The sequence below is a fragment of the Massilia oculi genome, from assembly GCF_017582745.1.
In the GTDB taxonomy this organism is placed as follows: Bacteria; Pseudomonadota; Gammaproteobacteria; order Burkholderiales; family Burkholderiaceae_D; genus Telluria; species Telluria oculi_A.
Genome location: NZ_JAFVIM010000014.1, coordinates 115,149 through 138,744, shown reverse-complemented (window position 1 = coordinate 138,744; position 23,596 = coordinate 115,149). Strand labels below are relative to the sequence as shown.

9 protein-coding genes are annotated in these 23,596 nt (G+C 66.2%); 5 read left to right on the top strand and 4 right to left on the bottom strand.

All coding sequences use genetic code 11. From position 1 onward, the window contains the following. Positions 1-29: 29 nt before the first annotated feature. The gene (locus J3U95_RS17175) at positions 30-2,897 is read right to left on the bottom strand and encodes a TonB-dependent receptor domain-containing protein (protein WP_208279886.1); all 2,868 of its coding nucleotides are present in this window, start codon (positions 2,895-2,897) and stop codon (positions 30-32) included. Positions 2,898-3,245: 348 nt separating this feature from the next. Next, a complete protein-coding gene (glnE, locus tag J3U95_RS17170) occupies positions 3,246-5,963 on the bottom strand; it encodes a bifunctional [glutamate--ammonia ligase]-adenylyl-L-tyrosine phosphorylase/[glutamate--ammonia-ligase] adenylyltransferase (RefSeq protein WP_208279885.1) in 2,718 nt (905 codons plus the stop codon). Positions 5,964-6,177: 214 nt separating this feature from the next. Here glnE and J3U95_RS17165 point away from each other — a divergent pair, with 214 nt between their 5' ends. From J3U95_RS17165 to J3U95_RS17150, 4 genes are all read left to right on the top strand, one after another. Further along, positions 6,178-10,371 carry a YhdP family protein gene (locus tag J3U95_RS17165; protein ID WP_208279884.1) on the top strand — a complete coding sequence of 1,398 codons (4,194 nt, stop codon included), beginning with the start codon at positions 6,178-6,180 and terminating at the stop codon, positions 10,369-10,371. A gap of 1 nt (position 10,372) precedes the next feature. Next, entirely contained in the window at positions 10,373-11,170 is a 798-nt protein-coding gene (locus J3U95_RS17160) for a carbon-nitrogen hydrolase family protein (RefSeq protein ID WP_208279883.1), read from the top strand. An 89-nt stretch (positions 11,171-11,259) separates the two neighbouring features. Further along, positions 11,260-12,720, top strand: coding sequence for a metalloprotease TldD (gene tldD, locus J3U95_RS17155; RefSeq protein ID WP_208279882.1), 1,461 nt, complete (start codon positions 11,260-11,262; stop codon positions 12,718-12,720). Between the two features lie 162 nt (positions 12,721-12,882). Next, positions 12,883-15,582 (top strand): TonB-dependent receptor, encoded by a 2,700-nt coding sequence (locus J3U95_RS17150; protein ID WP_208279881.1) that lies wholly within the window; start codon positions 12,883-12,885, stop codon positions 15,580-15,582. 73 nt (positions 15,583-15,655) lie between these two features. Here J3U95_RS17150 and J3U95_RS17145 read toward each other — a convergent pair whose 3' ends face one another. Then, positions 15,656-18,523: a TonB-dependent receptor gene (locus tag J3U95_RS17145; RefSeq protein WP_208279880.1), complete on the bottom strand. Its 2,868-nt coding sequence runs from the start codon at positions 18,521-18,523 to the stop codon at positions 15,656-15,658. A 516-nt stretch (positions 18,524-19,039) separates the two neighbouring features. Here J3U95_RS17145 and aroG point away from each other — a divergent pair. Continuing rightward, positions 19,040-20,098 carry a 3-deoxy-7-phosphoheptulonate synthase AroG gene (gene aroG / locus J3U95_RS17140; protein WP_208279879.1) on the top strand — a complete coding sequence of 353 codons (1,059 nt, stop codon included), beginning with the start codon at positions 19,040-19,042 and terminating at the stop codon, positions 20,096-20,098. Positions 20,099-20,183: 85 nt separating this feature from the next. Here aroG and J3U95_RS17135 read toward each other — a convergent pair whose 3' ends face one another. Next, positions 20,184-23,096 carry a TonB-dependent receptor domain-containing protein gene (locus J3U95_RS17135; RefSeq protein ID WP_229519891.1) on the bottom strand — a complete coding sequence of 971 codons (2,913 nt, stop codon included), beginning with the start codon at positions 23,094-23,096 and terminating at the stop codon, positions 20,184-20,186. Between the last annotated feature and the right edge of the window lie 500 nt (positions 23,097-23,596).

Genomic DNA, 23,596 nt, shown 5'->3' with positions numbered 1-23,596 from the left:
CGGACGGGTTTTTCGAGCAATTAAATTGCTTAGAAGGCTTGGTTGTAGCGGAAGTAGATGAAGCGGTCGATCGGCAGGTCCGGGCTCACCGCCGACGACGACGAGTTGCCGCCGAAGTTGGCCATGGCGCTATAGTTGACGACCGGCTTCTTGTCGAACACATTGTTCGCACCCAGCAGGATCTTCGCATTCCACGGCAGGGCGTAGCCCACCGACAGGTCGCTATACCACATCTCTTTCAGGCGGTCGTAGCCCGTGCCCCACGAGGTAGGGACGGTCGGATCCGAGCAATTGACGGACGTGTTGAAGCAACGGGTCTTCTGGCTGCTGTAGAAGCGGGTCGTGAAGGTGGCGCTCCAGTTGCCCAGGCTCCAGTCCAGCGCGATGTTCGACTTCAGGCGGAAGATATCGTACTCGCCGGCGTACTCGGTCCACTCTCCTCCGGCCTCGGTCTGGTCCTTGTACGAGTCGGTGTAGGTGGTCTCGGTGCGCAGCGCGAACTGGCCCCACTGGGTGCGCGGCAGGCGGTAGTTGATCGCCACGTCGACGCCTTCGGTCTCGACCTTGCCGCGGTTGGTGTTGCCGATCTGCAGGTCGACGATCTGGCCGGTGGCGTCACGCTTGATCAGCGAGCAGAAGTTGGCCACGTTCTTGACGTAGCACTCCTCGACCGTATCGGTGGCCGACACGCCGGTGATCAGGTTGTCGATCTGGATGTTGAACCAGTCGATCGATGCCGAGAAGCCAGGCACCGACGCCGGGCTGATGACCAGGCCCAGGGTGCGGGTCTTGGCGGTTTCCGGGGTCAGGAAGGCATTGCCGGCGCCGGTGGTGAACGGGACCGGGGTCTGGCCGCCGCTCGACTCGACGTTGCCGCCGACCTGGTTCTTCTGGCGGAAGCCGACCGGCACGCCGGCGGCCAGGCAGCGCTGCATGACGGCCGGGTTGCGCGCCGCTTCACCGTACAGGCTGTCGCAGGCGTCCAGGTAGTTCGAGAAGGTCTGCGAGCCGCCGCCGAAGGTGTCGCCCAGGGTTGGCGCGCGGAAGCCTTCGGCATAGGTGCCGCGGACCAGCACGTCACGCACCGGTTTCCACATCACGCTGGCCTTGCTGTTGGTGGTCGAACCGAAGTTGGAGTAGTCCGAGTAGCGGGTTGCCACGTTGACGCTCAGCAGCTCGGCCGCGGTCACGCCCTTGAGCAGGGGAATGTTCGCTTCCAGGTAGGCTTCGCGCACGGTGTAGCGACCGTAGGTCGCGTTACCGGCCAGGCTCGACGAATAACCCGACTGCTCGAACTGGCCCGGCACATCGGTGCCGCGCACTTCGCGGTGCTCGAGGCCGCCGGCCACGCCGACCGCGCCGGCCGGCAGGGTGAACAGCTCACCCGAAATGTCGGCGGTGGCGCTGTTGACGACCGAGCTGTAGGTCGCCTGGGCGGTCGACATCACGTAGGCCAGCGCTTCCGGCGTCGAGGCGGTCGGGCCGCCAAGGATGTTGAACGGGGTGCACTCGGCGAGGCCGATCGGCGCACTCGGGGTGCCGCACTGGACCTGGCCCGAGGAGTTCATGAACGACGGCCCCAGGGCGCGTTTCAGGTTGATCAGGTTCAGGTCGCCATAGCCACGGACGTTGCCGTTGACGTTGCTGTGGTTGTAGCCCACGCTCCAGTTCCATGGCAGGCCACGCGCCTCGAATTCGCCTTCGAGGTAAGCGTCGATGTGCAGGGTGCGGTTGCCGTTGTCCGTCACGCGCGGCACGTCGGTGGTGCGGCGGAAGAAGAACAGGTCCTGGCCATTGCCGGCGCCGGCCACCTGGTTGCCGTAGGGGTTGTAGTAGCTGTCCTTGTCGATGTAGACCGGGTATTTCGCCTGGGAGGTCGAGCTCAGCGGGTAGCCGGCGACCTGGCGCGACGACTTGCGCTCGGCATACATTGCAGTGCTTTTCAGGCGCATATCCCATGGCAGCGCGATTTCACCCTTGGTGAAGATCGAGGTCAGCTTGGTCGGCGTCTGGAAGTGCATCTGGCTGGTCGAGTTGAACAGGTCGTCCGGGCTGCCAGCATAGGTGTGGTAGTTGTTCGGGTCGCGCGAATCGGTGCCGACGCCGTCGCCCAGGTTGCCGCTGGTGTGATTCAGCACGCGGTCGAAGCCGGTGGCGGCGCCGGTGGCGCTGACCTGGCGGATACGGCCCCAGGGACCGGTGCCGAGGCCCGCGTTCCTGTTTGCAGGGCCATTGCCGTAGGCGGTCACTTCGCGGGTCTTGGCCCAGACGGCTTCCTGCTCGCTGTGGGTGACGCCGAACAGCAGCGATGCCTTGTCGTCGCCGGCGCCATAGGCGATCGAGTAATCCTTGGTCTTGCCGTCGTTCTTTTCGTTCTGGCCATGGTAGACGCTGGCCTGGCCGCCCTGCATCGAGGTCTTCAGGATGATGTTGACCACGCCCGAGATCGCATCCGAACCATAGATCGACGAGGCGCCATCCTTCAGGATCTCGACGCGCTCGATCAGCGCCGACGGCACGGTCGACATGTCGGTATAGCCGTTGACCGTCTGGGTCCAGCGCTTGCCGTTCACCAGCACCAACAGGCGCTGCGCGCCGAGGTTGCGCATGTCGAGGAACTGGCCGCCCTGTTCGCGGCCTGCGCCCAGTGCAGTGCCCTTGCTGAATGCCGGGGTGCCGGCCGACGACAGGTTGTTGATGATGTCGCCGACGGTGACGAGGCCGCTCTTCTGGATCTGTTCCTGGTTCATCACCTGGATCGGCTGCGCCGTTTCCAGGTCCACCTGGCGAATACGGGAACCGGTCACTTCGACGCGCTGCAGTGCTTCCTGCGCGATGGCGGTCATGGCCGGCATTGCCAGCGCGACGGCTAATGCGATCTTGGTACGTTGTTGCATGTGCTCTCCATCCTGCGTCCCGCCAGGGGCGGAACGACCTTTATGATTAATAGGTGCAACCCGTGCGCATGCGGACGCCCGTGGGTAACGGGCTGTTCCGTAGTGCATACACATCTGTATAAAACCATTCCGTATTGATCAGTGTCAACGCGTCGGAGGTCCGTTTTTGTGGCAAAAACAACAGTTATCAAAAAGAAATTAAATGACCTAAAAGTCAGGAAATTCAATCGCTTATCGGTAGTGCATAAAAGGTGTATGGATGAGTAATTCTGGTGCGCGCGACGGGTAGGCGCACTGGGGTGGTGCGCCTAAGAATCGAGGGGAGGGAGAGGAAGGAAATGCAGTAATTCAGGCGCCGAAACAGGCATGCCACAGACGCTGCACGCTGTCCGGATGGTGGCCGACCAGGCTGGGCTCGACCCTGGTCTTGTCCTGGCCCTGCAGCCGCACGCTGTGCTGGAGCTTGCGCATGGCGCGGTAGGCGTCGGCGACCTCGGCCGCCAGGCCGGCGTCGATCAGGCCCAGCTCGCCGCAGACGCGCAGCAGGGCGATATTGCCGGCGTTCGCCGTCAGCTGCGGGTAGCGCGCGGCGTGGCGCAGCACCAGGTATTGCACGATGAACTCGATGTCGATCATGCCGCCCGCGTCGTGCTTGAGGTCGAACAGCTCGCTGCGGTTGACGTTGGCGTCGCGCATGCGCTGGCGCATGTTCACCACTTCTTCCCGGAGCCGGGCTTCCTGGTCGCTGCGGTCCTTGCGCAGCACCCGCTCGCGGATCGCCTCGAAGCGCGCGCCGATGGCGGCGTCGCCCGCGCAGAAGCGGGCGCGCGTCAATGCCTGGTGTTCCCACAGCCAGGCGGAATCGTTCTGGTAGCGCTCGAAGGCGGCCACCGACGAGACCAGCATGCCGCTGGCGCCGTCCGGACGCAGGGCGATGTCGACGTCGAACAGGATGCCGGCCGCGGTATGGGCCGTCATCCAGGTGATGAAGCGCTGGGCCAGGCGCGCATACATGGGCGGGGCGTCCTGATCCTCGTCGTCGTACAGGAAGATCACGTCGAGATCCGACACATAGCCCAGCTCCTTGCCGCCCAGCTTGCCGTAGGCGATGACGGCGAAGGCCGGTTCCTCGCGGTGGCGGCCATTGACCGTGCGCCAGGCATGCCTGACCACGGCGCCGACGATCATATCGGCCAGCGCCGACAGGTGGTCGGCCAGGCGTTCGACCGACAGCTCGCCGGCCAGGTCCAGGGCGAGCAGGCGGAACAGCTGCGCATGGTGGGCTTCGCGCAGGATGTCGAGCTGGCGCTCGGTGTCGCCGGCCGCTTCAAGCAAATGTTCGTCGAGCAGCGCGGCCAGCTGCCCGAGGTCGCCGGCGCCGGCATTGCGGTCGTCCAGCAGTTCGTCGAGCAGGATCGGGTGCTGGGTGAGGAAGGTAGCGGCCCAGCCGCTGGCATTGATCATCCGGATCACGCGCTCGAGCGTGTGCGGGTATTCGGTCAGCAGCGACAGGTAGGCCGAGCGGCGCGCGATCGCCTCGAACAGGTCGAGCAGGCGGCCCAGGGTGGCGGCGTGGCTGCCGATCCCGGCCTCGGCCACCACGGTAGTCACCAGCGGCAGGGCGGCGTCCACCAGCGCCAGCAACCGCTCCCGGCTGGCGTCGGGCATGCTCGACAAGCGCGGACCCTGCAGGGTGGCGGCCAGCCGGCTGCCGGCGGTGCGCGCGTCGTCGAAGCCGAGCGCGGCCAGGCGGGCCGCGAGCGCATCCACATTGTCCAGCTCGTCGGCCAGGGCCGGGGAGTCCGGCTTGTCGTCGGATTTTTCCTTGTCGGCGAAGATGGCGTCGAACTGCTGGGCCACATAGCTGCGCTGCGCGTCGAGCCGGTCCAGCAGGGTGGCTTCGTCTTCAAAACCCATCATGCGCGCCACCGCCAGCCGGTCGTCCGGGTTGGCCGGCAGGGTGTGGGTCTGGGCGTCTTCCAGGTATTGCACCCGGTGCTCGAGATTGCGCAGGAACACATAGGCCTGCAGCAGGCGCCGGGCCGTCTCTTGCGGCAGCAGCTCGCGCTCGGCCAGCAGCAGCAGGGTCTTGCGGGTGGAGCGTTCGCGCAAGGCCGGATCGCGTCCGCCGCGGATCAGCTGGAACACCTGGGCCAGGAACTCGATCTCGCGGATGCCGCCGCGCCCCAGCTTGACGTTGTGGCTGCGTTCGGGATGCAGGCGCTCCTGGCGCTTGACCTCGGCGCGGATCTGGGCGTGCATATTGCGGATCGCGTCGATCACGCCGAAGTCGAGGTAGCGCCGGAACACGAAGGGCCGTACGATGGCGTCGAGCGCCGCGATGTCCTCGGGATCGCCGGTGACGGCGCGCGCCTTGACCCAGGCATAGCGCTCCCATTCGCGGCCCTGGACGATCAGGTATTCCTCGACCATGCCCAGGCTGGCCGCCAGCGGGCCGGATTTGCCGTTGGGACGCAGCGCCATGTCGACCCGGAACGTGAAGCCGTCCTCGATCACCTCGGACAGGGCCGCGTTCAGGCGCCGCCCGAGGCGCACGAAGAACTCGTGGTTCGACAACTGCCGCTGGCCGGGGCCGGCCGCGGTCTCGCCTTCTTCCGGATAGACGAAGATCAGGTCGATGTCCGACGAGACATTCAGTTCGCCGCCGCCCTGCTTGCCCATGGCCAGCACCATCAGGTGCTGGGGGCGGCCGGATTCCTCGCCCATCGGCATGCCGTGGCTGGCCACCAGCTCGTCGGTGAGGGCGGCGACATGGGTCTGGATCGCGAAGTCGGCGAAGGCCGTCATGGCCGTGACCACCTCGTCGAGGTCGGCTTGAGCGCCCAGGTCGCGCGCCACGATGGTGGAGACCAGCAGGTTGCGCACGCGGCGCATGGCCCGTTCCAGCGGCAGCCCATTGCCCAGCTCGCGCTCCAATAGCGCGCGGAAATCGGCGCCGCCCAGCGATAATGATGACAGTTCGGCCAATTGGGCGGCACGCTCGGGAGCGGCGTCGAGCCAACGCTGGACGAAGCGGGAAGCGCAGGCGGGGGAAGCTGGGGTCATCGTCAATCCTGGTAAATGCCGCGGGTCGGTGTCGCCCGGCAGGGGGGCGTTTTTAAGGTCCGGCTCATGTGCGATGCGGTAGAATGGCCCGCTCATCGGACACAATACGCTGCCTGGGTCAGCACCGATGGTAAGGTAGACGCCGCAACTGTTGCAAGCGACCTGTTTTATTCAAGAGTTAACTTTACGGCGAGCCTTTGTTATTAGCACTTTGATGCACAACCCGGATCCGCAGGCGCCCACTGCGGCATCGCCGCTCGCCGTGCGCTGGCGGCGGCTGCGTTCGGCCTACCGCATGGCCAACCTGGCGTCGCACCACGTGCTCGGCTTTACCATCAAGCTCGTGCTGCTGGTGTATTTCGCGCTCGCCGTGCTGTTCCTGGTGCTGCGCTACGCCATTCTCCCGAACATCGACCTGTACAAGAGCGACATCGAGCGCATGGCCGGCAATGCCCTCGGCAGCCGGGTCACGATCGCGCGCCTGGCCGCTTCCTGGCACGGCTTGCGGCCGGCGCTTTCGCTGGCCGAGGTGCGCCTGCACGACCGCGACGGGCGCCAGGTGCTGGCGCTGCCGCAGGTCGATGCGACCCTGGGCTGGTGGAGCGTGGCCGCCTTCGAGCCGCGCTTCGCCTCGCTCGAGATCAAGGGACCGCAGCTGGCGGTGCGGCGCGGCCTGGATGGCGTGATCGAAGTCGCCGGCATCCGGCTCGACCCCAACAAGGCCGGCGGCGGCGGCGCCGACTGGCTGTTGCGCCAGCGCGAGATCTTGATCCGCGACGGCCGGGTCGACTGGACCGATGAATTGCGCGGCACGCCGCCGCTGGCGCTGGAAGGCGTGACCCTGGCCTTGCTCAATCGCTGGGGCACCCACCACTTCGCGCTGCAGGCCACGCCGCCGCGCGCGCTGGGCAGCCCGATCGACGTGCGCGCCCAGTTCCGCCACCGCTTCGGCGAACGGCCGTCGGACGTGCTGCGCTGGAAGGGCGAGCTGTACGCCGACCTGCGCGACGTCGACCTCGGCGCCTGGAGGCGCTTCGTCGATTATCCGATCCAGCTCGAGCGCGGTCGCGGTTCGCTGCGCGCCTGGCTCGGCTTCGACCAGGCGCGCCTGGCCGGCTTCACCGCCGACCTGGCCCTGGCCGGGGTCAATGCGCGGCTCGGCAAGGACATCGCGCCGCTGCAGCTGGCGCGCGTCAGCGGCCGCCTGTCGGCGCGCGAGGAATTGCTGCCGGACGGGGCCGACGGCAAGCCGACCTTCGGCGCCCACGGCCACACGATCCGCCTCGACAATTTTGCCGTGGTGGTGGAGGGCGGCCGCGCGCTGCCGCCGGCCACGCTCGAAGAAACCTGGCGTCCCGCGAAGAACGGCCAGCCCGAACGCGGCGCCCTGCGCGCGCGCGGGCTCGACATCGGCGCGCTGGCGGCGCTGGCCCAGTACCTGCCGGTCACGCCGGTGCAGCGCCAGCTGCTGGCCGACTATGCGCCGCGCGGCATGCTGCAGGACGTCAGCGCCGAATGGGATGGACGCTACCCGAACGTGAGCGGCTGGCGCATCCGCGGCGACGTGGCAGACCTGGCCCTGAATGCGGTCGCCGCGCGCCCGGCGAGAAACGCCCAGGGCGGCGTCCCGGCGCTGCCGGCGCGGCCCGCCACGCCCGGCTTCGAGCACCTGAGCGGCCACATCGATGCGAACGAGCGTGGCGGCAGCGTGGCGCTTGACTCGCAGGGACTGGCGCTGTTCATGCCGGCCTGGTTCGCCGAGCCGCGCATGCCGTTCGACCGGCTGGCGCTGAAGGCCGGCTGGAAGCTCGATCCAGGCAAACAGTTGCAAGTCGAGGTCGACGACCTGACGTTCCGCCAGGGCGGGTTCAGCGGCGAGATCTCGGGGCGCCACGTGCTGCCGCTCGAGCCCGGCCACGGTCCTGGAACCGCCGACTTCAGCGGCAGCCTGGACGGCTTCGCGATCGACCAGATCGGACGCTACCTGCCGCTGGCCACCCCGCACAGCCTGCACGACTGGCTGGTCGGCGCCCTGCAGGGCGGGCGCCTGCGTGACGCCAGCCTGCGCCTGCGCGGCGACCTGGCGCACTTCCCGTTCAAGGCCGCCAACGCCGCCGAGCGCGCGCGCGGCGAATTCAATGTGAGCGGCCGGCTGGAAGGGGCGCGCCTCGAATACGCCCCCGGCCACCGCCATCCGGACGGCACGCCGCTGTGGCCGCTGGCCGAGGCGATCGACGGCAGCATCGCATTCGACCGGGCGCGCATGGAAATCCACGGCAAGACCCTGCGTACCCTGGGCGTGGCGCTGTCGAACGTCAAGGCGGTGATCCCCGACCTCGGCGCCCACGAGAACATGATGCTCGAGATCGACGGCCAGGGCGCCGGGCCGCTGCAGGAATTCCTGCGCTATGTGTCGGTGACGCCGGTGCTGGACTGGATCGGCCACTTCACCGAGGACACGCGCGGCAGCGGCAATGCCAGACTGGGCCTCAAGCTGCGAATGCCGCTGTCGCACATGCATGACACCAAGGTGCAGGGCAGCCTGCAATTGCAGAACAACGACGTCAGCCTGTTCCCCGAACTGCCGACCTTGCAAAGCGCCCAGGGCCGGATCGATTTCCACGACCACGGCTTCGGCCTGGAGGCGATCCGCGCGAACTTCCTGGGCGAGCCGGTCTCGGTGGCCGGGGGCACCCAGCGCGACGGCAGCACCCGGGTGCTGCTCGACGGCGTGCTGTCGGCCGAGGGCATGCGCCGCACGGCGCCGGCGCCGGCGCTGGGACGCCTGGCCGAGCGCCTGTCGGGCAGCACCCATTACACCGGCACGATCGTGGTGCGCGAAGGCCGGCGCACGATCGCCATCGACTCCAGCCTGTCGGGCCTGGGCGTCGAATTGCCGCACCCGTTGAACAAGGCGGCGGACGCCAGCCTGCCGCTCAGCTTCGTGCTCGAAGGCGCGCCGACCATGGCCGGCCTGGGGCGCGACGAGATCCGCGTCGGCGTCGGCCCGAACCTGGCGGCGCGCTACCTGCGCGAGAAGCAGGGCAAGGGCCCGTGGCGGGTGACCCAGGGCGGCATCGGCGTCAACGTGCCGGCGCCGCTGCCGGACGAAGGCATGATGGTCCACGTCGATTCGAAGGCCTTGAATATCGACCACTGGCTGGCGGCCGGACGCGCCATCGCCGGCGCCGAGGCGGATGCGGATGCCGGCGCCGCCTTGCCGGCGCCGGGCGCGATGGCCGGACCGGCGACGGCTGCCGGCGGCGGCGCCGACTTCACCCAGTACATCCTGCCGACCGTGCTGGCCGGACGCATCAGCGAACTGACCATCGGCGAGCGGCGCGTGGCCGACGTGGTGGTCGGCGCCACCCACACGCGCGACACCTGGCAGGCGAACCTGCATTCGCGCCAGGCCAGCGGCTACCTCACCTGGACCGAGACGCGAAGCGGCCTGGGCAAGGTAACGGCGCGCCTGGCCTCGCTCACGATTCCCGAATCGGCCGAGGCCGAGGTCAAGGACTTGCTGGAGTCGAACCGGGGCGCCAGCGCCACCATCCCCTCGCTCGACATCGTGGCCGACCAGTTCGAACTGTTCGACAAGCGCCTCGGCCGGCTGGAACTGCGCGCCAGCAATGTGCGCGCGCTGGCGGGCCGCGAGTGGCGCATCGACCGCGTCCTGCTCGCCAACCCGGATGGCCAATTGAAAGCGAACGGACGCTGGCTGACCAAGGATGGCAAGAGCAATACCAGCCTGAATTTCGCGCTCCACCTGGACGACGCCGGCAAGCTGCTCGACCGCCTGGGCTTTCCCGGCACGATCGGGCGCGGCAACGGCACCCTGACCGGCGACATCTCCTGGGCCGGCCTGCCGTATGCGATGGACATCCCGAGCCTGTCGGGCCAGATCGAGATGAACGTGGAATCGGGCCAGTTCCTCAAGCAGGATCCGGGCGCCGCCAAGCTGCTGGGCGTGCTCAGCCTGCAAGCGCTGCCGCGCCTGCTCAAGCTCGATTTCCACGACGTGTTCTCGGAAGGCCTGGCGTTCGACGGCATCAGCGCCAATGCCATGATCCAGCGCGGGGTGGTGCGCACCGACAACCTTAGAATGCATGGGGTGGCGGCCACCGTCCTGATGAACGGCAGCGCCGACATCGCCAACGAATCGACGAACCTGCGCGTGGTGGTGATCCCTGAATTCAACCTGGGCACCGGGCCGCTGGTGTATGGCCTGGCGGTCAACCCGGTGATCGGCCTGGGGGGCTATCTGGCCCAGCTGTTCCTGCGCGCGCCGGTGATGAAGGCGCTGACGTATGAGATGCAGGTGACGGGGCCGTGGAAGGCGCCGGTCATCACGAAAATCGACAATCCGGCGGCGGCGGCCGCCGTCCCACCAGCCAAGAAGGAGTGATATGACGACCGTAGCCGCGATCCAGATGGTATCCACCCCCGAGGTCGGCGAAAACCTGGCCACCGTGCGCCGCCTGGTGGCCGACGCCGCCGGCCGGGGCGCCACCCTGGTGGCCTTGCCGGAATACTGGCCAATCATGGGGATGGTTGATGCCGACAAGGTCGCGCACGCGGAGCAGCGGGGCAGCGGTCCGATCCAGGATTGCATGGCGCAGCTGGCGCGCGAACACGGGATCTGGCTGGTCGGCGGCACCCTGCCGATGGTCTCGCCAGAAGCCGGCAAGGTGCTCAACACCACCCTGGTCTATGACCCGCAGGGCCGGTCGATGAGCCGCTACGACAAGATCCACCTGTTCGGCTTCAACAAGGGGACCGAGTCGTATGACGAGGCGCGCACCATCGTGCCGGGCGAGACGGTGGGCGTGTTCGACGCGCCGTTCGGCCGGGTCGGCCTGTCGGTGTGCTACGACCTGCGGTTCCCCGAGTTGTACCGCGCGATGGGCGAATGCGCCCTGGTCATCGTGCCGGCCGCCTTCACCCACACCACCGGCCGCGCGCACTGGGAAGTGCTGCTGCGCGCCCGCGCGATCGAGAACCAGTGCTATGTGCTGGCCGCGGCCCAGGGCGGCCTGCACGTCAACGGCCGTCGCACCTATGGGCACAGCATGCTGGTCGATCCCTGGGGCGAGGTCAAGGCGGTGCTGCCGGAAGGCGAAGGCGTGATTAGCGGTGAACTCGATCCGGGCTACCTGGCCGGGGTGCGCGAGAGCTTGCCGGCATTGCGCCACCGCAAGATGTAAGGGATTGCATGGACGCATCCAGCATGCGTCCAGTGTGAAAACACTGGATATGGCACAATGATCTATCCCAGAAAAAACCGAACGCCAACATGACTCCATTCGAACCGAACCTTTCCTCCATCGCCGTCGCCCGCGACGTGCTGTTGACGCCATTCGGCCTCGACGAGGGCAAGCTGCTGCGCGCGCTGGGGACGATGTTCACGCACAAGGTCGACTACGCCGACCTGTACTTCCAGTTCACCAAGAGCGAAGGCTGGAGCCTGGAAGAAGGCATCGTCAAGACCGGCAGCTTCTCGATCGACCAGGGCGTCGGCGTGCGCGCCATCTCTGGCGACAAGACGGCGTTTTCGTATTCCGACGAGATTTCCGAGCGCGCCTTGCTGGACGCCGCCACCGCCACGCGCACCATCGCGCGCGCCGGCGCCGGCCGCATCAAGGTGGCCGGCAGCGCGCTGCCGACCGGCGGCCGTTCGCTGTACCTGCCCAACGATCCGCTGGCTTCGCTCGACGCGACCGCCAAGGTGAAACTGCTCGAGCGCGTGGAAAAGATGGCGCGCGCCAAGGATCCGCGCGTGGTGCAGGTGATGGCGGGCCTGGCCGGCGAATACGACGTGGTGCTGGTGGTGCGCAGCGACGGCGTGCTGGCGGCCGACATCCGTCCGCTGGTGCGCGTGTCGGTGACCGTGATCGCCGAGCAGAACGGCCGGCGCGAAGTCGGCTCGTCGGGCGGTGGCGGCCGTTTCGACTATGGCTATTTCAGCGACGAGGTGCTCGACCGCTACGCCAGCGAGGCGGTCAAGTCGGCCTGCGTCAACCTGGAGGCGCGTCCGGCCCCGGCCGGTCCGATGACCATCGTGCTGGGACCGGGCTGGCCCGGCGTGCTCCTGCACGAGGCGGTCGGCCACGGCCTGGAGGGCGACTTCAACCGCAAGGGCTCGTCCTCGTATGCCGGCATGATCGGCCAGCGCGTGGCGGCCAAGGGCGTGACCGTGGTCGACGACGGCACCCTGCAGGACCGCCGCGGTTCGCTGAACATCGACGACGAAGGCAACCCGACCCAGTGCACCACCTTGATCGAGGACGGCATCCTGAAGGGCTATATCCAGGACACGATGAATGCGCGCCTGATGAAGATGCCGGTCACCGGCAATGCGCGCCGCGAATCGTTCGCCCACCTGCCGATGCCGCGCATGACCAATACCTATATGCGCGCTGGCGACAAGGACCCGCAAGAAATCCTGGCTTCGGTCAAGAACGGCCTGTACGCGGTGAACTTCGGCGGCGGCCAGGTCGACATCACCAACGGCAAGTTCGTGTTCTCGGCCAGCGAGGCCTATATGATCGAGGACGGCAAGATCACCTATCCGGTGAAGGGCGCGACCCTGATCGGCAACGGCCCGGACGTGATGAACCGCATCTCGATGATCGGCAACGACATGCGCCTGGATTCGGGCGTCGGCGTGTGCGGCAAGGAAGGCCAGAGCGTGCCGGTGGGCGTCGGCCAGCCGACCCTGCGCATCGATGGGGTGACGGTGGGCGGTACGGCCTGATCCGTTTTTCCTTTCTTCGATAAAAACGCCCGGCCTTGCGCCGGGCGTTTTTATTGGCGCGGCCAGTGCCAAACATTATTCTTATAATGTTGCTCAGAATAATTCGTTTGTTCTGACTTGTCGGCTTGTTAGAGTTCGTTTCCCAATAAGAACAAGCCAATCATGAAACACACTTACCTCCTCGCCGCCGCCATTGGCGCGCCACTGCTGGCCCACGCCCAGACGTCGACCTCCGCCGATGCGCCGGCCGCCGCTGCCACCACCAACGCCGCGCCCGCGTCGGTCCTCGTCACCGGCTCGCGCATCGCCCGCGCGCAGCTGGACGGTCCATCGGCGGTCACCGTCATCACCGGCGACGAGATCACGCGCCAGGGTTACAAGAACGTGTTCGACGCCCTGAACAACCAGGTGCAGAACAGCGGCTTCGTGCAGGGCGCCGACTTCGGCAACACCTTCACGCCGTCGGCCAACACCATCAGCCTGCGCGGCCTGGGGCCGAACCACACGCTGGTCCTGCTCAACGGCAGGCGCCTGGCCGATTTCCCGATCGCCTACGAGGGCACGGTCAACTTCACCAACCTGGCCAATATTCCCTCGTCCATCGTCGAACGCATCGAGATCCTGTCCGGCGGCGCCTCGGCCATCTATGGCTCGGACGCGATCGCCGGCGTGGTGAACATCATCCTCAAGAAGAAGGCAGAAGGCTTCGACGTCAACGTCAAGCTGGGCGGCACCAGCCGCGGCGGCGGCGCCGAGCGGCGCGTGCAGTTCACTGGCGGCAAGCAGTTCGACCGCCTGAGCACCGTGTTCGCACTCGAGTTCTCGGAACGCAATCCGATCGGCGCCTACCAGCGCGACTTCATGGCCGAGCGCTCGGGCACGCCCACCAATATGCTGTCGCGCCGCGACGCCACCGTGGGCCGCTACATCGATCCGGGCGCGACCTGCGGGCAACTGGGCGACCTGTTCGGCGGCAGCGTCGTCAACTACGCTTCGCGCACCGGCAACTACTGCGCCAGCAACAAGGTCAGCCCGACCTACTGGTCGGTGCAGACCCGGAACCAGAGCAAGAATGCGTTCGGCAGCGCCACCTATGATCTCGACGAAAACACGACGCTGTTCGCCGACATCCTGCTAGGCCGCAACGACACCGTCAACAATACGCGCGGCCCATCGTGGACCTCGAATTCGCTGAACAACGGCTACTTCCTGAACCGGAACACGGGCCATTACGAAGCCTGGACCCGTTATATGTCGCCGGAAGAGATGGGCGGCCTGTCGCGCTACAACCGCTTCTGGGAAGACGGCGCCGTTGCCGCTTCGCTCGGCGCGCGCGGCATCGTGCCCGGGACCAGCTGGAAGTGGGAAGCCGGCTACAGCGCGTCCTGGTATGAGAGCAAGGGCAAGACCCCGCGCGCACTGTCGAACATCGACAGCTTCTTCCTGGGGCCGCGATTGGGAACGGACGCGAGCGGCGTCGCCATCTATGCGCCGGACCCGGCGCGGCTGGCGACCCGCGTGAACCCGGACGAATTCGGGACCATCACCGGCTATGCCGAAAGCGACGACGAATCCTGGACCCATACGGTATCGGCCAGCGCCAATGGGGAAGTGCTGCAGCTGCCGGCCGGTCCGCTGCAACTGGCGGTGGTGGCCGAGGCCGGCCGCCAGGGCTTTACCAATGCGCCCGACGAGCGCATCAACGCGGGCTACTTCAACCTGGCGCCGAACACCGCCGTCACGGCCGGCACCCGCAACCGCTATGCGCTCGGCACCGAGGCCAGCATCCCCTTGCACAAAATCCTCACCGCGACCCTGGCCGGCCGTTACGACCGTTATGAATTCGCCGAGCGCGACAGCGGCAAGTTCACCTATGCCGGTGGCCTGGAACTGCGGCCGACGCGCGAATTGCTGGTGCGCGCCAACTACGCCACCAGCTTCCGCGCGCCGGACATGAATTACATCTACAAGGCGCGCGGCACCGGCTATTACTCGTCGACCACCGACCACTACCGCTGCGGCGTGACCGGCCAGCCGCTGGCGAGCTGCGAATTTGCCAGCTACTCGCCGGGCGCCGACTACGTGCAGTACGGCAGCGCCGACCTCAAGCCGGAGCAGGGCAAATCGTATGGCGCCGGCATCGTCTGGTCGCCGAGCACGAACTTCGATGCCTCGATCGACTATTGGGACATCAAGATCGACGACCTGGTGACCAATCTGTCGGCCGACCAGCTGCTGCGCGACGAAGCGGCCTGCCGCCTGGGCTCGCTGGACATCGGTTCTTCGCTGTGCGTGGACACGATCTCGCGCATCACGCGCTACGCGGCCGATTCGCCGGTGCGTCCAGGCGAGATCCGCGAGATCCGCGTCAACCCGATCAATGCGGCGCAGGAATCGAGCAGCGGCATCGACGTCAGCGCCCGCTATGCGCTGCGCACCGCGGCCTGGGGCACGTTCACCTTGCGCGGCAATTACTCGAAAACCCTGACCCGCCGCTCGAAACAGTTTGCCGGCGACACGGTGCGCGACGAACTCAATTCGCTCACCAGTTCGGATTGGCCGGACAAGCTGGCGGCCAGCCTGAACTGGAACGGCGGTGCCTGGTCGTCGACCGTGTTCGCGACCCGCTACGGCAAGATCCCGAACTCGGCCCAGACCGACTACCTGACGCCGACCACCCTGGTCAATGCGAGCGTCGTGTATCGCGTGAACGACCGCCTGACCCTGTCGGCCATCGTCAACAATGTGTTCGATCGCATCAAGCACGACACGACCGGCGGCTGGCCCAATTATGCGGTGGGCAGCTACAGCCCGGCGGGGCGGACCGGGTGGGTCGAGCTGAATTATCACTTCGGCGGTTGATCGACGTCCGCTGACGGGAAGAGTTGTTCGTGCCCTTGGTGCGAGCAACTCTTCGCGTTCAACCGTAATCATTTCAGAACGCGTATCTCGCCCCCAGCGTGAAGAAGCGGCCGATCGCGCCGTAGTAGTCGAGCGGGTTGTACGACACCGCGCCATAGGTCAGCGGATCGAGCGGCGCCTGCTTGTCGAACACGTTCTGGATCGAGCCGTACACTTCCCAGCGCGGTTGCGGCTTCCAGCGGAACACCAGGTCGACCGTGGTGAACGAGGCCAGTTCGCAATCGCTCGGCGCATCGTCGCCGTTGGCGAACTGGCTGGCGCAGCCTTCCGGGTCGTCCTTGAAGAAGGTGTTGTCGATCTTGCCCCGATAGTTGACGTTGGCCGACAGGCGCCAGTTGGCGCGCTCCCAGGTCGCGCGCAGGTTGGCCTTGTGGTCCGGCGTGCCCATGCAGTTGCTGACGTCGCAGTTGCCGTGGGTGCCGGCATAGTCGCGCGTGGTGCCGTCCTGTTCGGTGCGCTCCCATTTGTCGAGGAAGGTGTACTTGACGTCGAAGGTCAGGGTGCCCCAGTTGTTCGGCAGCCCGAAGCCCTGGCGCGCGTCGAGGTCGATGCCGCGCACCTCGGTCTCGGCCGAGTTCACGTATTCCGCCAGCACCGCCGTGATCGCGCCCGGGTCGCCCGGGATCGTCGGCACCGCCGTGCTCGGATCGCGCGCCACGTCGCCGGCGGCGATCGCGGCGTCGATCTGCTGCTGGTTGATCTCGTTCTTGCGCTTGATGTTCCAGAAGTCGAGCGAGAAGCTGGTGCGCGGCAGCGGATCCCAGATCGCGCCGATATTCCAGCTCTTCGAGCGTTCCGGGCTCAGGTCCTGGTTGGGCGAGGTGATGACCGACACCGACGCCGGGCTGCAGGCGGTCTGCACGCCCAGCGCGCAGCGGACCGGATCGGTGGCGTTGGCGAAGGCCGCCAGGCCGCCGACGCCGTTCTCGGCCGGACTCGGCGCGCGGAAGCCCTTGGCCCAGGTGGCGCGCAGCGCCAGCTCGCGTAGCGGGTTCCACTTGACGCCGACCTTCGGGGTCCAGGCGTCGCCCACGTCGGTGAAGTGGTCGTAGCGCATGGCGCCGGTGAGTTCGACGCCGGTCCATACGGGGGCCAGCACCTCGCCATAGAGCCCGGTGACGTTGCGCTGGCCGTCGTAGGCCGAATAGCCCAGGCCGATGATATTGCCGCGCTCGGTACCGGCGGTCGGATCCAGCCGCGCCGATTCGTGGCGGAACTCGGCGCCCAGGGCCACGCCCACCGCGCCGCCGGCCAGCTTGCCGATCTCGCGCGTGGCCTTGAAGTCGACCTGGGCGATCTCGGTCTTGGCGTCGTTCGAGATGGTCGGCGACAGGGCGGCGTACACGGCCGGCGAATTCAGGCCCGCGCTTTCGGCGATGCGCCAATAGGTCCCCGCCGGCAGGGCGCGGTAGCCGGGATTGGCCTGGGCCGCCGCCACGTTCGCGGCCGACGGGTCGAGCAGGGCGAACGTTGCGTCGCGCTGCAGGTAGCCGCGCCGGTCGTTGTCGACCCTGCTGGTCGAATACAGCAGCGAGGTATCCCAGTCCCATGCGCCGCTGGTGCCGCGCGCGCCGAACAGCGCGCGGATGAAGTTCGAAGAGATGTCGGATTGGCGCGGGCCGACGTCGAACGGCAGGTAGCGCAGCCGCGCCGCGCGGCCGAAGTACGGGTTGTCGGGGTGCTCGGCGCCGAGCTGCACGCCGGCGTTGCTGACCGGGCCGCCAGGATAGCCGACGCTGGCCGCGATCGGGTTCGGCGTGCTGCTGGTCTGGGTCAGGCTGTTGTACAGATTGAGTTCGGCATAGGCCTCGGTATCGCCCTGCAGCTTGAGCGTGCCGCGGGTGTACAGCGACAGGTTTTCGCTGTCGGGCTGGATCTGGTTGTACAGGAAGCCCGAATCGACCAGGCAACCGCCGCCCGGATCGCCCTGCGGGTGGTTGGTGAAATTGCTGCAGGCGGCGCCCGGGAAGGTGCGCGTGAAGCCGGGGCCGGCCAGGTTGCCGCGGTTGTAGTACTCCAGCGTGTCGGGATTGCGCACATTGCCGTTGATGGCGTTGCCCGACTGGTTGTTGCCGGTGATGGCGCCGGTGCCGCCGAAGCCTTCCTGGGCCGAATAGCCATAGGGCCGCAGGTCGAGCTTGCCGATGTAGTCGCGGTTGCCGCGGTCGCGGTTCCAGATCTGTTGCGTGTGCTTGTACTCGACGTTGAACAGTACGTTATAGCGGTCGGTCTCGAGGTTGCCGAAGCCCCAGGCCAGGGCCAGGTTGTGCTGCTGGCCGTCGCCGGCTTCGCCGCTGCCGTACAGCGCGCGTGCGCTGGTGCCCTGGAAGTTGCGGCGCAGGATGATGTTGACCACGCCGGCGATCGCGTCCGAGCCGTAGATGGCCGAGGCGCCGTCCTTGAGGATCTCGATGCGCTCGACGGCGTCGGACGGGATCACGTTGAGGTCGGCGAACACCTTCTGGCCGTCGTCGGCCAGCCCGTAGGGCGCCATGCGGCGGCCGTTGAGCAGCACCAGGGTCGAGGCGGTACCCAGGCCGCGCAGCGAGATGCCCGAGGCGCCGGCCGCGAAGCCATTGCCGAAGCTCATCGGCACCGAGCCCTGGTTGTCGACCGCGAGGGTCTGCAGCAGCTCGGCCACCGTGGTCTTGCCCGAGCGCTCGATGTCGTTGCGGTTGACGGTGAGCACGCTCGACGCGGTCTCGGCCTGGGCGCGGCGGATGTTCGAGCCGGTGATCTCGACCCGGGCCACGGGAGCGGCTTCTTGGGCGGCGGCAGGGTGGGGAAGGGCCAGCAGCACGGGGCCGGCGAGCGCCAGGCCGGCGGCGCCGCCCCCCGCGAACAGGCGGCGCACGGAACGGGAAAGCAGGGTTTCAGTCATGGTCCGACACTCCAGTGGATGGGAAGATTCGGATGCCGCGCGGGTGAAGGGCTCGATCCTTAGTGCAGATCAATTTCTTTGGCACCTCTTAGTACCTATTTGTGTCTACAATCAACACGAGCGGCAGCCGGGCTTGAATCGACTGTTGCATCGGTAGCCGCGTCGGGAATGAGGTAGCGCAAGATGCGCATAAGGTGGCGGTCATGCGCAAGTAGAGATGTCAGATTGCTGCAACCGATTGTTGTCTGTACAAGCGTGGAACCTGCGACAAAAGGCTTGCCAACGTTCATGCCTTGTTGTTATAGTCAATTCGACCAAACCCGGACGACACCATGCGCCACGCTTTCTTTACCCGCTTTTTTTACTTTAGCCATTCCAGCCCCTGGCGGTGGAGTAGCGGCGGGTACGCGCAGTAACAGTCCCGGCAGCATCCAGACAAACCGCCAGCGATGGCGGTTTTTTTATTTCCAGTCCTGAACAAGACCAGCACAGAACAGCACGAAAGGGAGTCCCAGCATGCCCCGCACCGACGATTTACGCATCCGTGAAATGAAGGAACTGACGCCGCCCTCGCACCTGATCCGCGAGTTCCCGGTGACCCCGCAGGCCGAGCAGACCGCAAGTGGCGCGCGCGTCGACCTGCACCGCATCCTGCACGGCCAGGACGACCGCCTGATGGTGGTGATCGGACCATGCTCGATCCACGATCCGAAGGCCGCGCTCGAGTACGCGCGCAGGCTGGTCAAGGAACGCCAGCGCTTCGCCGGCGAACTCGAGATCGTGATGCGGGTCTATTTCGAGAAGCCGCGCACCACGGTCGGCTGGAAGGGCCTGATCAACGATCCGTACATGGACAACAGCTTCCGCATCAACGACGGCCTGCGCATGGCGCGCGAGCTGCTGCGCGACATCAACGAGATGGGCCTGCCGGCCGGCACCGAATTCCTCGACGTGATCAGCCCGCAATACATCGCCGACCTGGTCAGCTGGGGCGCGATCGGCGCCCGCACCACCGAGTCGCAGGTGCACCGCGAGCTGGCCTCCGGCCTGTCGTGCCCTGTCGGGTTCAAGAACGGCACCGACGGCAATATCAAGATCGCGACCGAGGCGATCAAGGCCGCATCGCAGCCGCACCACTTCCTGTCGGTGACCAAGGGCGGCCACTCGGCCATCGTGTCGACCTCGGGCAACGAGGATTGCCACATCATCCTGCGCGGCGGCAAGACGCCGAACTACGATGCCGCCAGCGTCGAGGAAGCCTGCCGCCAGATCGCCGCGCTCGGCCTGGCCAGCCGCCTGATGATCGACGCCTCGCATGCGAACAGTTCGAAGAAGCCCGAGAACCAGGTGCCGGTGTGCGCCGACATCGCGGCCCAGATCGCGGGCGGCGACGACCGCATCGTCGGCGTGATGATCGAATCGCACCTGGTGGCCGGACGGCAAGACCTGGTGCCGGGCAAGGAACTGACCTATGGCCAGTCGGTGACCGACGGCTGCATCGACTGGGATACCAGCCTGCAGGTGCTGGAAGGACTGGCGGCGGCGGTGCGCCAGCGCCGGCTGCGCCAGGAGTAAGACGGCAAGCGGCGCTCGAAGCAGCGCCGTGAAAATGAAGAAGGGCGCACCGCGGTGCGCCCTTCCTGTTTCTAGCCCGTGAGGATTAGAACTTGGCGGTCAGGTTCAGGAACACGTGACGGCCCATCGCGTCGTACACCTGCGGGTAGGTGTTGCCGTTGCCGTACACTTCGGCCAGCACGCCCGACACTGGCGGATCCTTGTCCAGTGCGTTGTTCATGCCTGCGCGCAGTGCGAAGACCGGGCTGATCTGCCAAGCGGCGGTCAGGTCCAGGTAGCTGCGTGCGCCCATACGTGCGTCGCCTGCTTCGAATTCGCCTGCCAGCAGCGGGTTGGCGCTGGTGTAGTCGAGGTCGACGCCGCGCACGTAGCGCCAGGTCGCGCCCAGCTCAACGCCGCGCCATGGGGTGCCCCACACCGCGCGCGCCTTGTGACGCCATTTCGGCAGCGGGGTGCCGCAGGTGGAACCGTGCAGGCCGGCGCAGTCGTACTCGCCCGAACCAGGGAAGTCTTCCTGCTTGAATTCCTTCAGGTAGGTGCCCATCAGCGACAGGTTCAGGTTGCCCCATGCGCCGATCTTGGTGCTCCAGTTGGCGCCCAGGTCGATGCCCTTGGTCGAACGGCTACCGAGGTTCTGGTTGGTGGCGACGATGTTCGACGATTCCAGGGTCCACAGGCTGCCCAGGCGGTCACGCGTGATCAGGCCGCAGAACTGCGGATCGCCGGTCTCCAGGCACTGGGTCAGGGTGGTCGTGGCCGGCAGGCCGCCGATCACGCCCTTGACCTTCATGTCGAAGGCATCGATGGTCAGCGAGGTGTTGCGGGTCGGGGTCAGCACCAGGCCCAGGGTGTACGAATCCGATTCTTCCGGTTCCAGGTTGGTGTTGCCGCCGATGATCTGGTTGTACTGCTGGGCCGGCGAGTTCAGGATGTTGCCGTACTGGGCAGCAGTCACGCCGGTGCGTGCGCACTGTTCCAGGGTCGCGGACGGATCGGCGCCGGCGCATGGGTCGGAGCCCATGCCGAACAGTGCCAGGCCGGCAGGGGTGTACAGCTCGACCACGTTGGCGGCGCGCGCGGCGCGCTGGTAGCTGAAGCGGAACTTGGCTTCTTTCACCGGTGCCCACTCGAGACCCACACCGTAGGAGTTGGTGTCCTGGCCGGTCGAATAATCCGATTTGCGATAGCTGCCGGTCAGGGTCAGCTGGTCGGCGAACGGCACGTTCTGCAGGATCGGGATGCGGGTTTCGGCGAAGTAGTCGCGCACGCTGAACTGGCCGCTCACGTTCTTGGTCGGGCCGCCCTGGCCGGCCAGGTCGCCGGATTCGAACGCCACGTCCGAGTTCAGTTCGAGTTTTTCGGTGCGGTGTTCCCAGCCGAATGCCACGCCCACGCCTTCGCTGCTGGTCGGCAGCTTGATGCCGTATTCGCCCAGGTCCGACGACAGGTTGATGCCCTGCACGGTCTGCGAGGTATGGCCCTTCTGGAAGCCAGGGGTCTGCAGATAGGTCAGCGCTTCCGGGGTCACGCCGCCCAGGCTCCAGATATTGTACGGGACGCAGTTCGGGTCGACGCCGTTGAGCGTGCTGGCGCAGACCGGCTGGCCGTTGGCGCCCGGGACCACGTTCAGTGCGCGTGCGCTGCGCGAGACCGAGAAGTCGTTGAAATAGGTTTCCGAGTACAGCACCTTGCCGACCTGGGCGAAGGCGTCGTACTGCCAGTTGCCGATGTCGCCCTTGACGCCGACCACGCCGCGGTAGGAGGTGTGGCGCAGGTCGTCGCGGCGGCCGCCGCCTTCGACGTTACGGCGCAGGATGACGACGTCGGCGGTGTCGCCGGGGCCAGTCATGCCCAGCGCGCTGCGCCAGGCGTCGGACAGCAGCGGGTTTTCCCAACGGATCGCGTTGGCGCCGGAAGCGTCCAGGCCGAACAGGCCGGATGGCGCGATCTGGGCCACGGTGCTGTCGTCGTGGAAGCTGGCCTCGGCGTACAGGCGGGCCTTGTCGTTGATGTCGTAGTGGGTGAACGAGCTGAAGGTATAGCGTTCCGACGGACGGCGGAAGTAGTTCAGCGGGCCGAAGTTGTAGGCGTCCTGGGCGGCCACGTAGTTACGCACGTTGCCGGCGGCGTCGGCCACGGTTTTCAGGCCGGTGGCGGTGATGAACTGGCCAGGGAAGCTGGTGCCCGAACCGCCGCAGTTGAAGGTGTTGCCAACGGTGGAGCCGTTCAGCGCGCAGGAGGTGAAGTCACGCTCGGATTGCAGCAGCGCGTCTTCCTTCTTGTAGCCGAAGAAGACGACCGCATTGCCCTTGCCGTCGGCGAAGTTGCCGCCCATGGTCAGGCTGATGTCCTTGACCTTGCCGTCGGCGCCCTTGTCGCCCGGCAGCGGGAAATTGCGGCGCTGGGCGGCTTCTGCCACCGGACCGCCGTTCTGGTCGTGGTTGTAGAACTGGTAGTTGGCGTCGATCTGGACGCCCTGGAAGCGGTCGTCCATGATGAAGTTGACCACGCCGGCCACGGCGTCCGAGCCGTAGATGGCGCCGGCGCCGCCGGTCAGCACTTCGACGCGCTTGATCAGGCCCACCGGGATCTGGTTCAGGTCGGCCGCGGTATTGCGCGGGCTGCCGGCTGGCAGGCGACGGCCGTTGACCAGCACCAGGGTGCGGTCGGCGCCGAAGTTGCGCAGGTTGACGGTTGCGGTGCCGGACGAGCCGTTCGAGACCGAACCACCCTGGTCGGCGAACACCTGTGGCAGGTTGTTCAGCAGGTTCTCGACCGAACGGACACCTTCCAACTTGATGTCCTTGGCGTTGACCACGGTCACCGGGCTGACGCTTTCCAGGTTGGCGGTCGCGATGCGCGAGCCGGTCACTTCCACACGTTGGAGCGATTCGGCGCCAGGCGCCGCTTCCTGGGCGTACGCCGTCGTGCAGGCGACGGCCAGGCCGCCGGCGCAGATCAGGCGCACCGATCGAGATAACACAGTTTCAACCATCATAGTCAGTCTTCCCCGTAAGACCTGGCGGCGGGTTGCGCCGGCCAGTAAAGTCAAGTGAATCGCCACGATCTTTTGACGCAGCATTTTTTTACTACTTGGCAATAAAAACATTGACCATAAGACAGTGTCAATCCTGAAGGTACATACTGATGCAAAATACAACTACTTGATAACTTGTCTTTACAATTTGAATTATTGATGCTAGTCACGCAAAAGTCACAAAACTCGAAACGTGGAATATCATGCGGAAAATAAAGTTTGATATGAAATTTGATTCGATCAAACTATATTTTCAAGGCATGAAATTGCTTAAAATCCGATATGCATATTTCAGCGCGTGCGCAAGCTTTTTATACATATCCATGATAATCATGTCATTACGTGGTAATAACCTGTGACTATCGAGGCATAAGATTGCGCGTCTGTTGGTGCGTACGGATATGCGCTATCGTGTCGGTTTAGTCACCTTGGATTTGGCATGGTGGCAAACCTTGGGGGCG

What these genes read in the sequence shown, in the direction of transcription:
- J3U95_RS17175 (WP_208279886.1), bottom strand. Translation starts at nt 2,897, where the DNA reads ATGCAACAACGTACCAAGATCGCATTAGCCGTCGCGCTGGCAATGCCG.
- glnE (WP_208279885.1), bottom strand. Translation starts at nt 5,963, where the DNA reads ATGACCCCAGCTTCCCCCGCCTGCGCTTCCCGCTTCGTCCAGCGTTGG.
- J3U95_RS17165 (WP_208279884.1), top strand. Translation starts at nt 6,178, where the DNA reads ATGCACAACCCGGATCCGCAGGCGCCCACTGCGGCATCGCCGCTCGCC.
- J3U95_RS17160 (WP_208279883.1), top strand. Translation starts at nt 10,373, where the DNA reads ATGACGACCGTAGCCGCGATCCAGATGGTATCCACCCCCGAGGTCGGC.
- tldD (WP_208279882.1), top strand. Translation starts at nt 11,260, where the DNA reads ATGACTCCATTCGAACCGAACCTTTCCTCCATCGCCGTCGCCCGCGAC.
- J3U95_RS17150 (WP_208279881.1), top strand. Translation starts at nt 12,883, where the DNA reads ATGAAACACACTTACCTCCTCGCCGCCGCCATTGGCGCGCCACTGCTG.
- J3U95_RS17145 (WP_208279880.1), bottom strand. Translation starts at nt 18,523, where the DNA reads ATGACTGAAACCCTGCTTTCCCGTTCCGTGCGCCGCCTGTTCGCGGGG.
- aroG (WP_208279879.1), top strand. Translation starts at nt 19,040, where the DNA reads ATGCCCCGCACCGACGATTTACGCATCCGTGAAATGAAGGAACTGACG.
- J3U95_RS17135 (WP_229519891.1), bottom strand. Translation starts at nt 23,096, where the DNA reads ATGATGGTTGAAACTGTGTTATCTCGATCGGTGCGCCTGATCTGCGCC.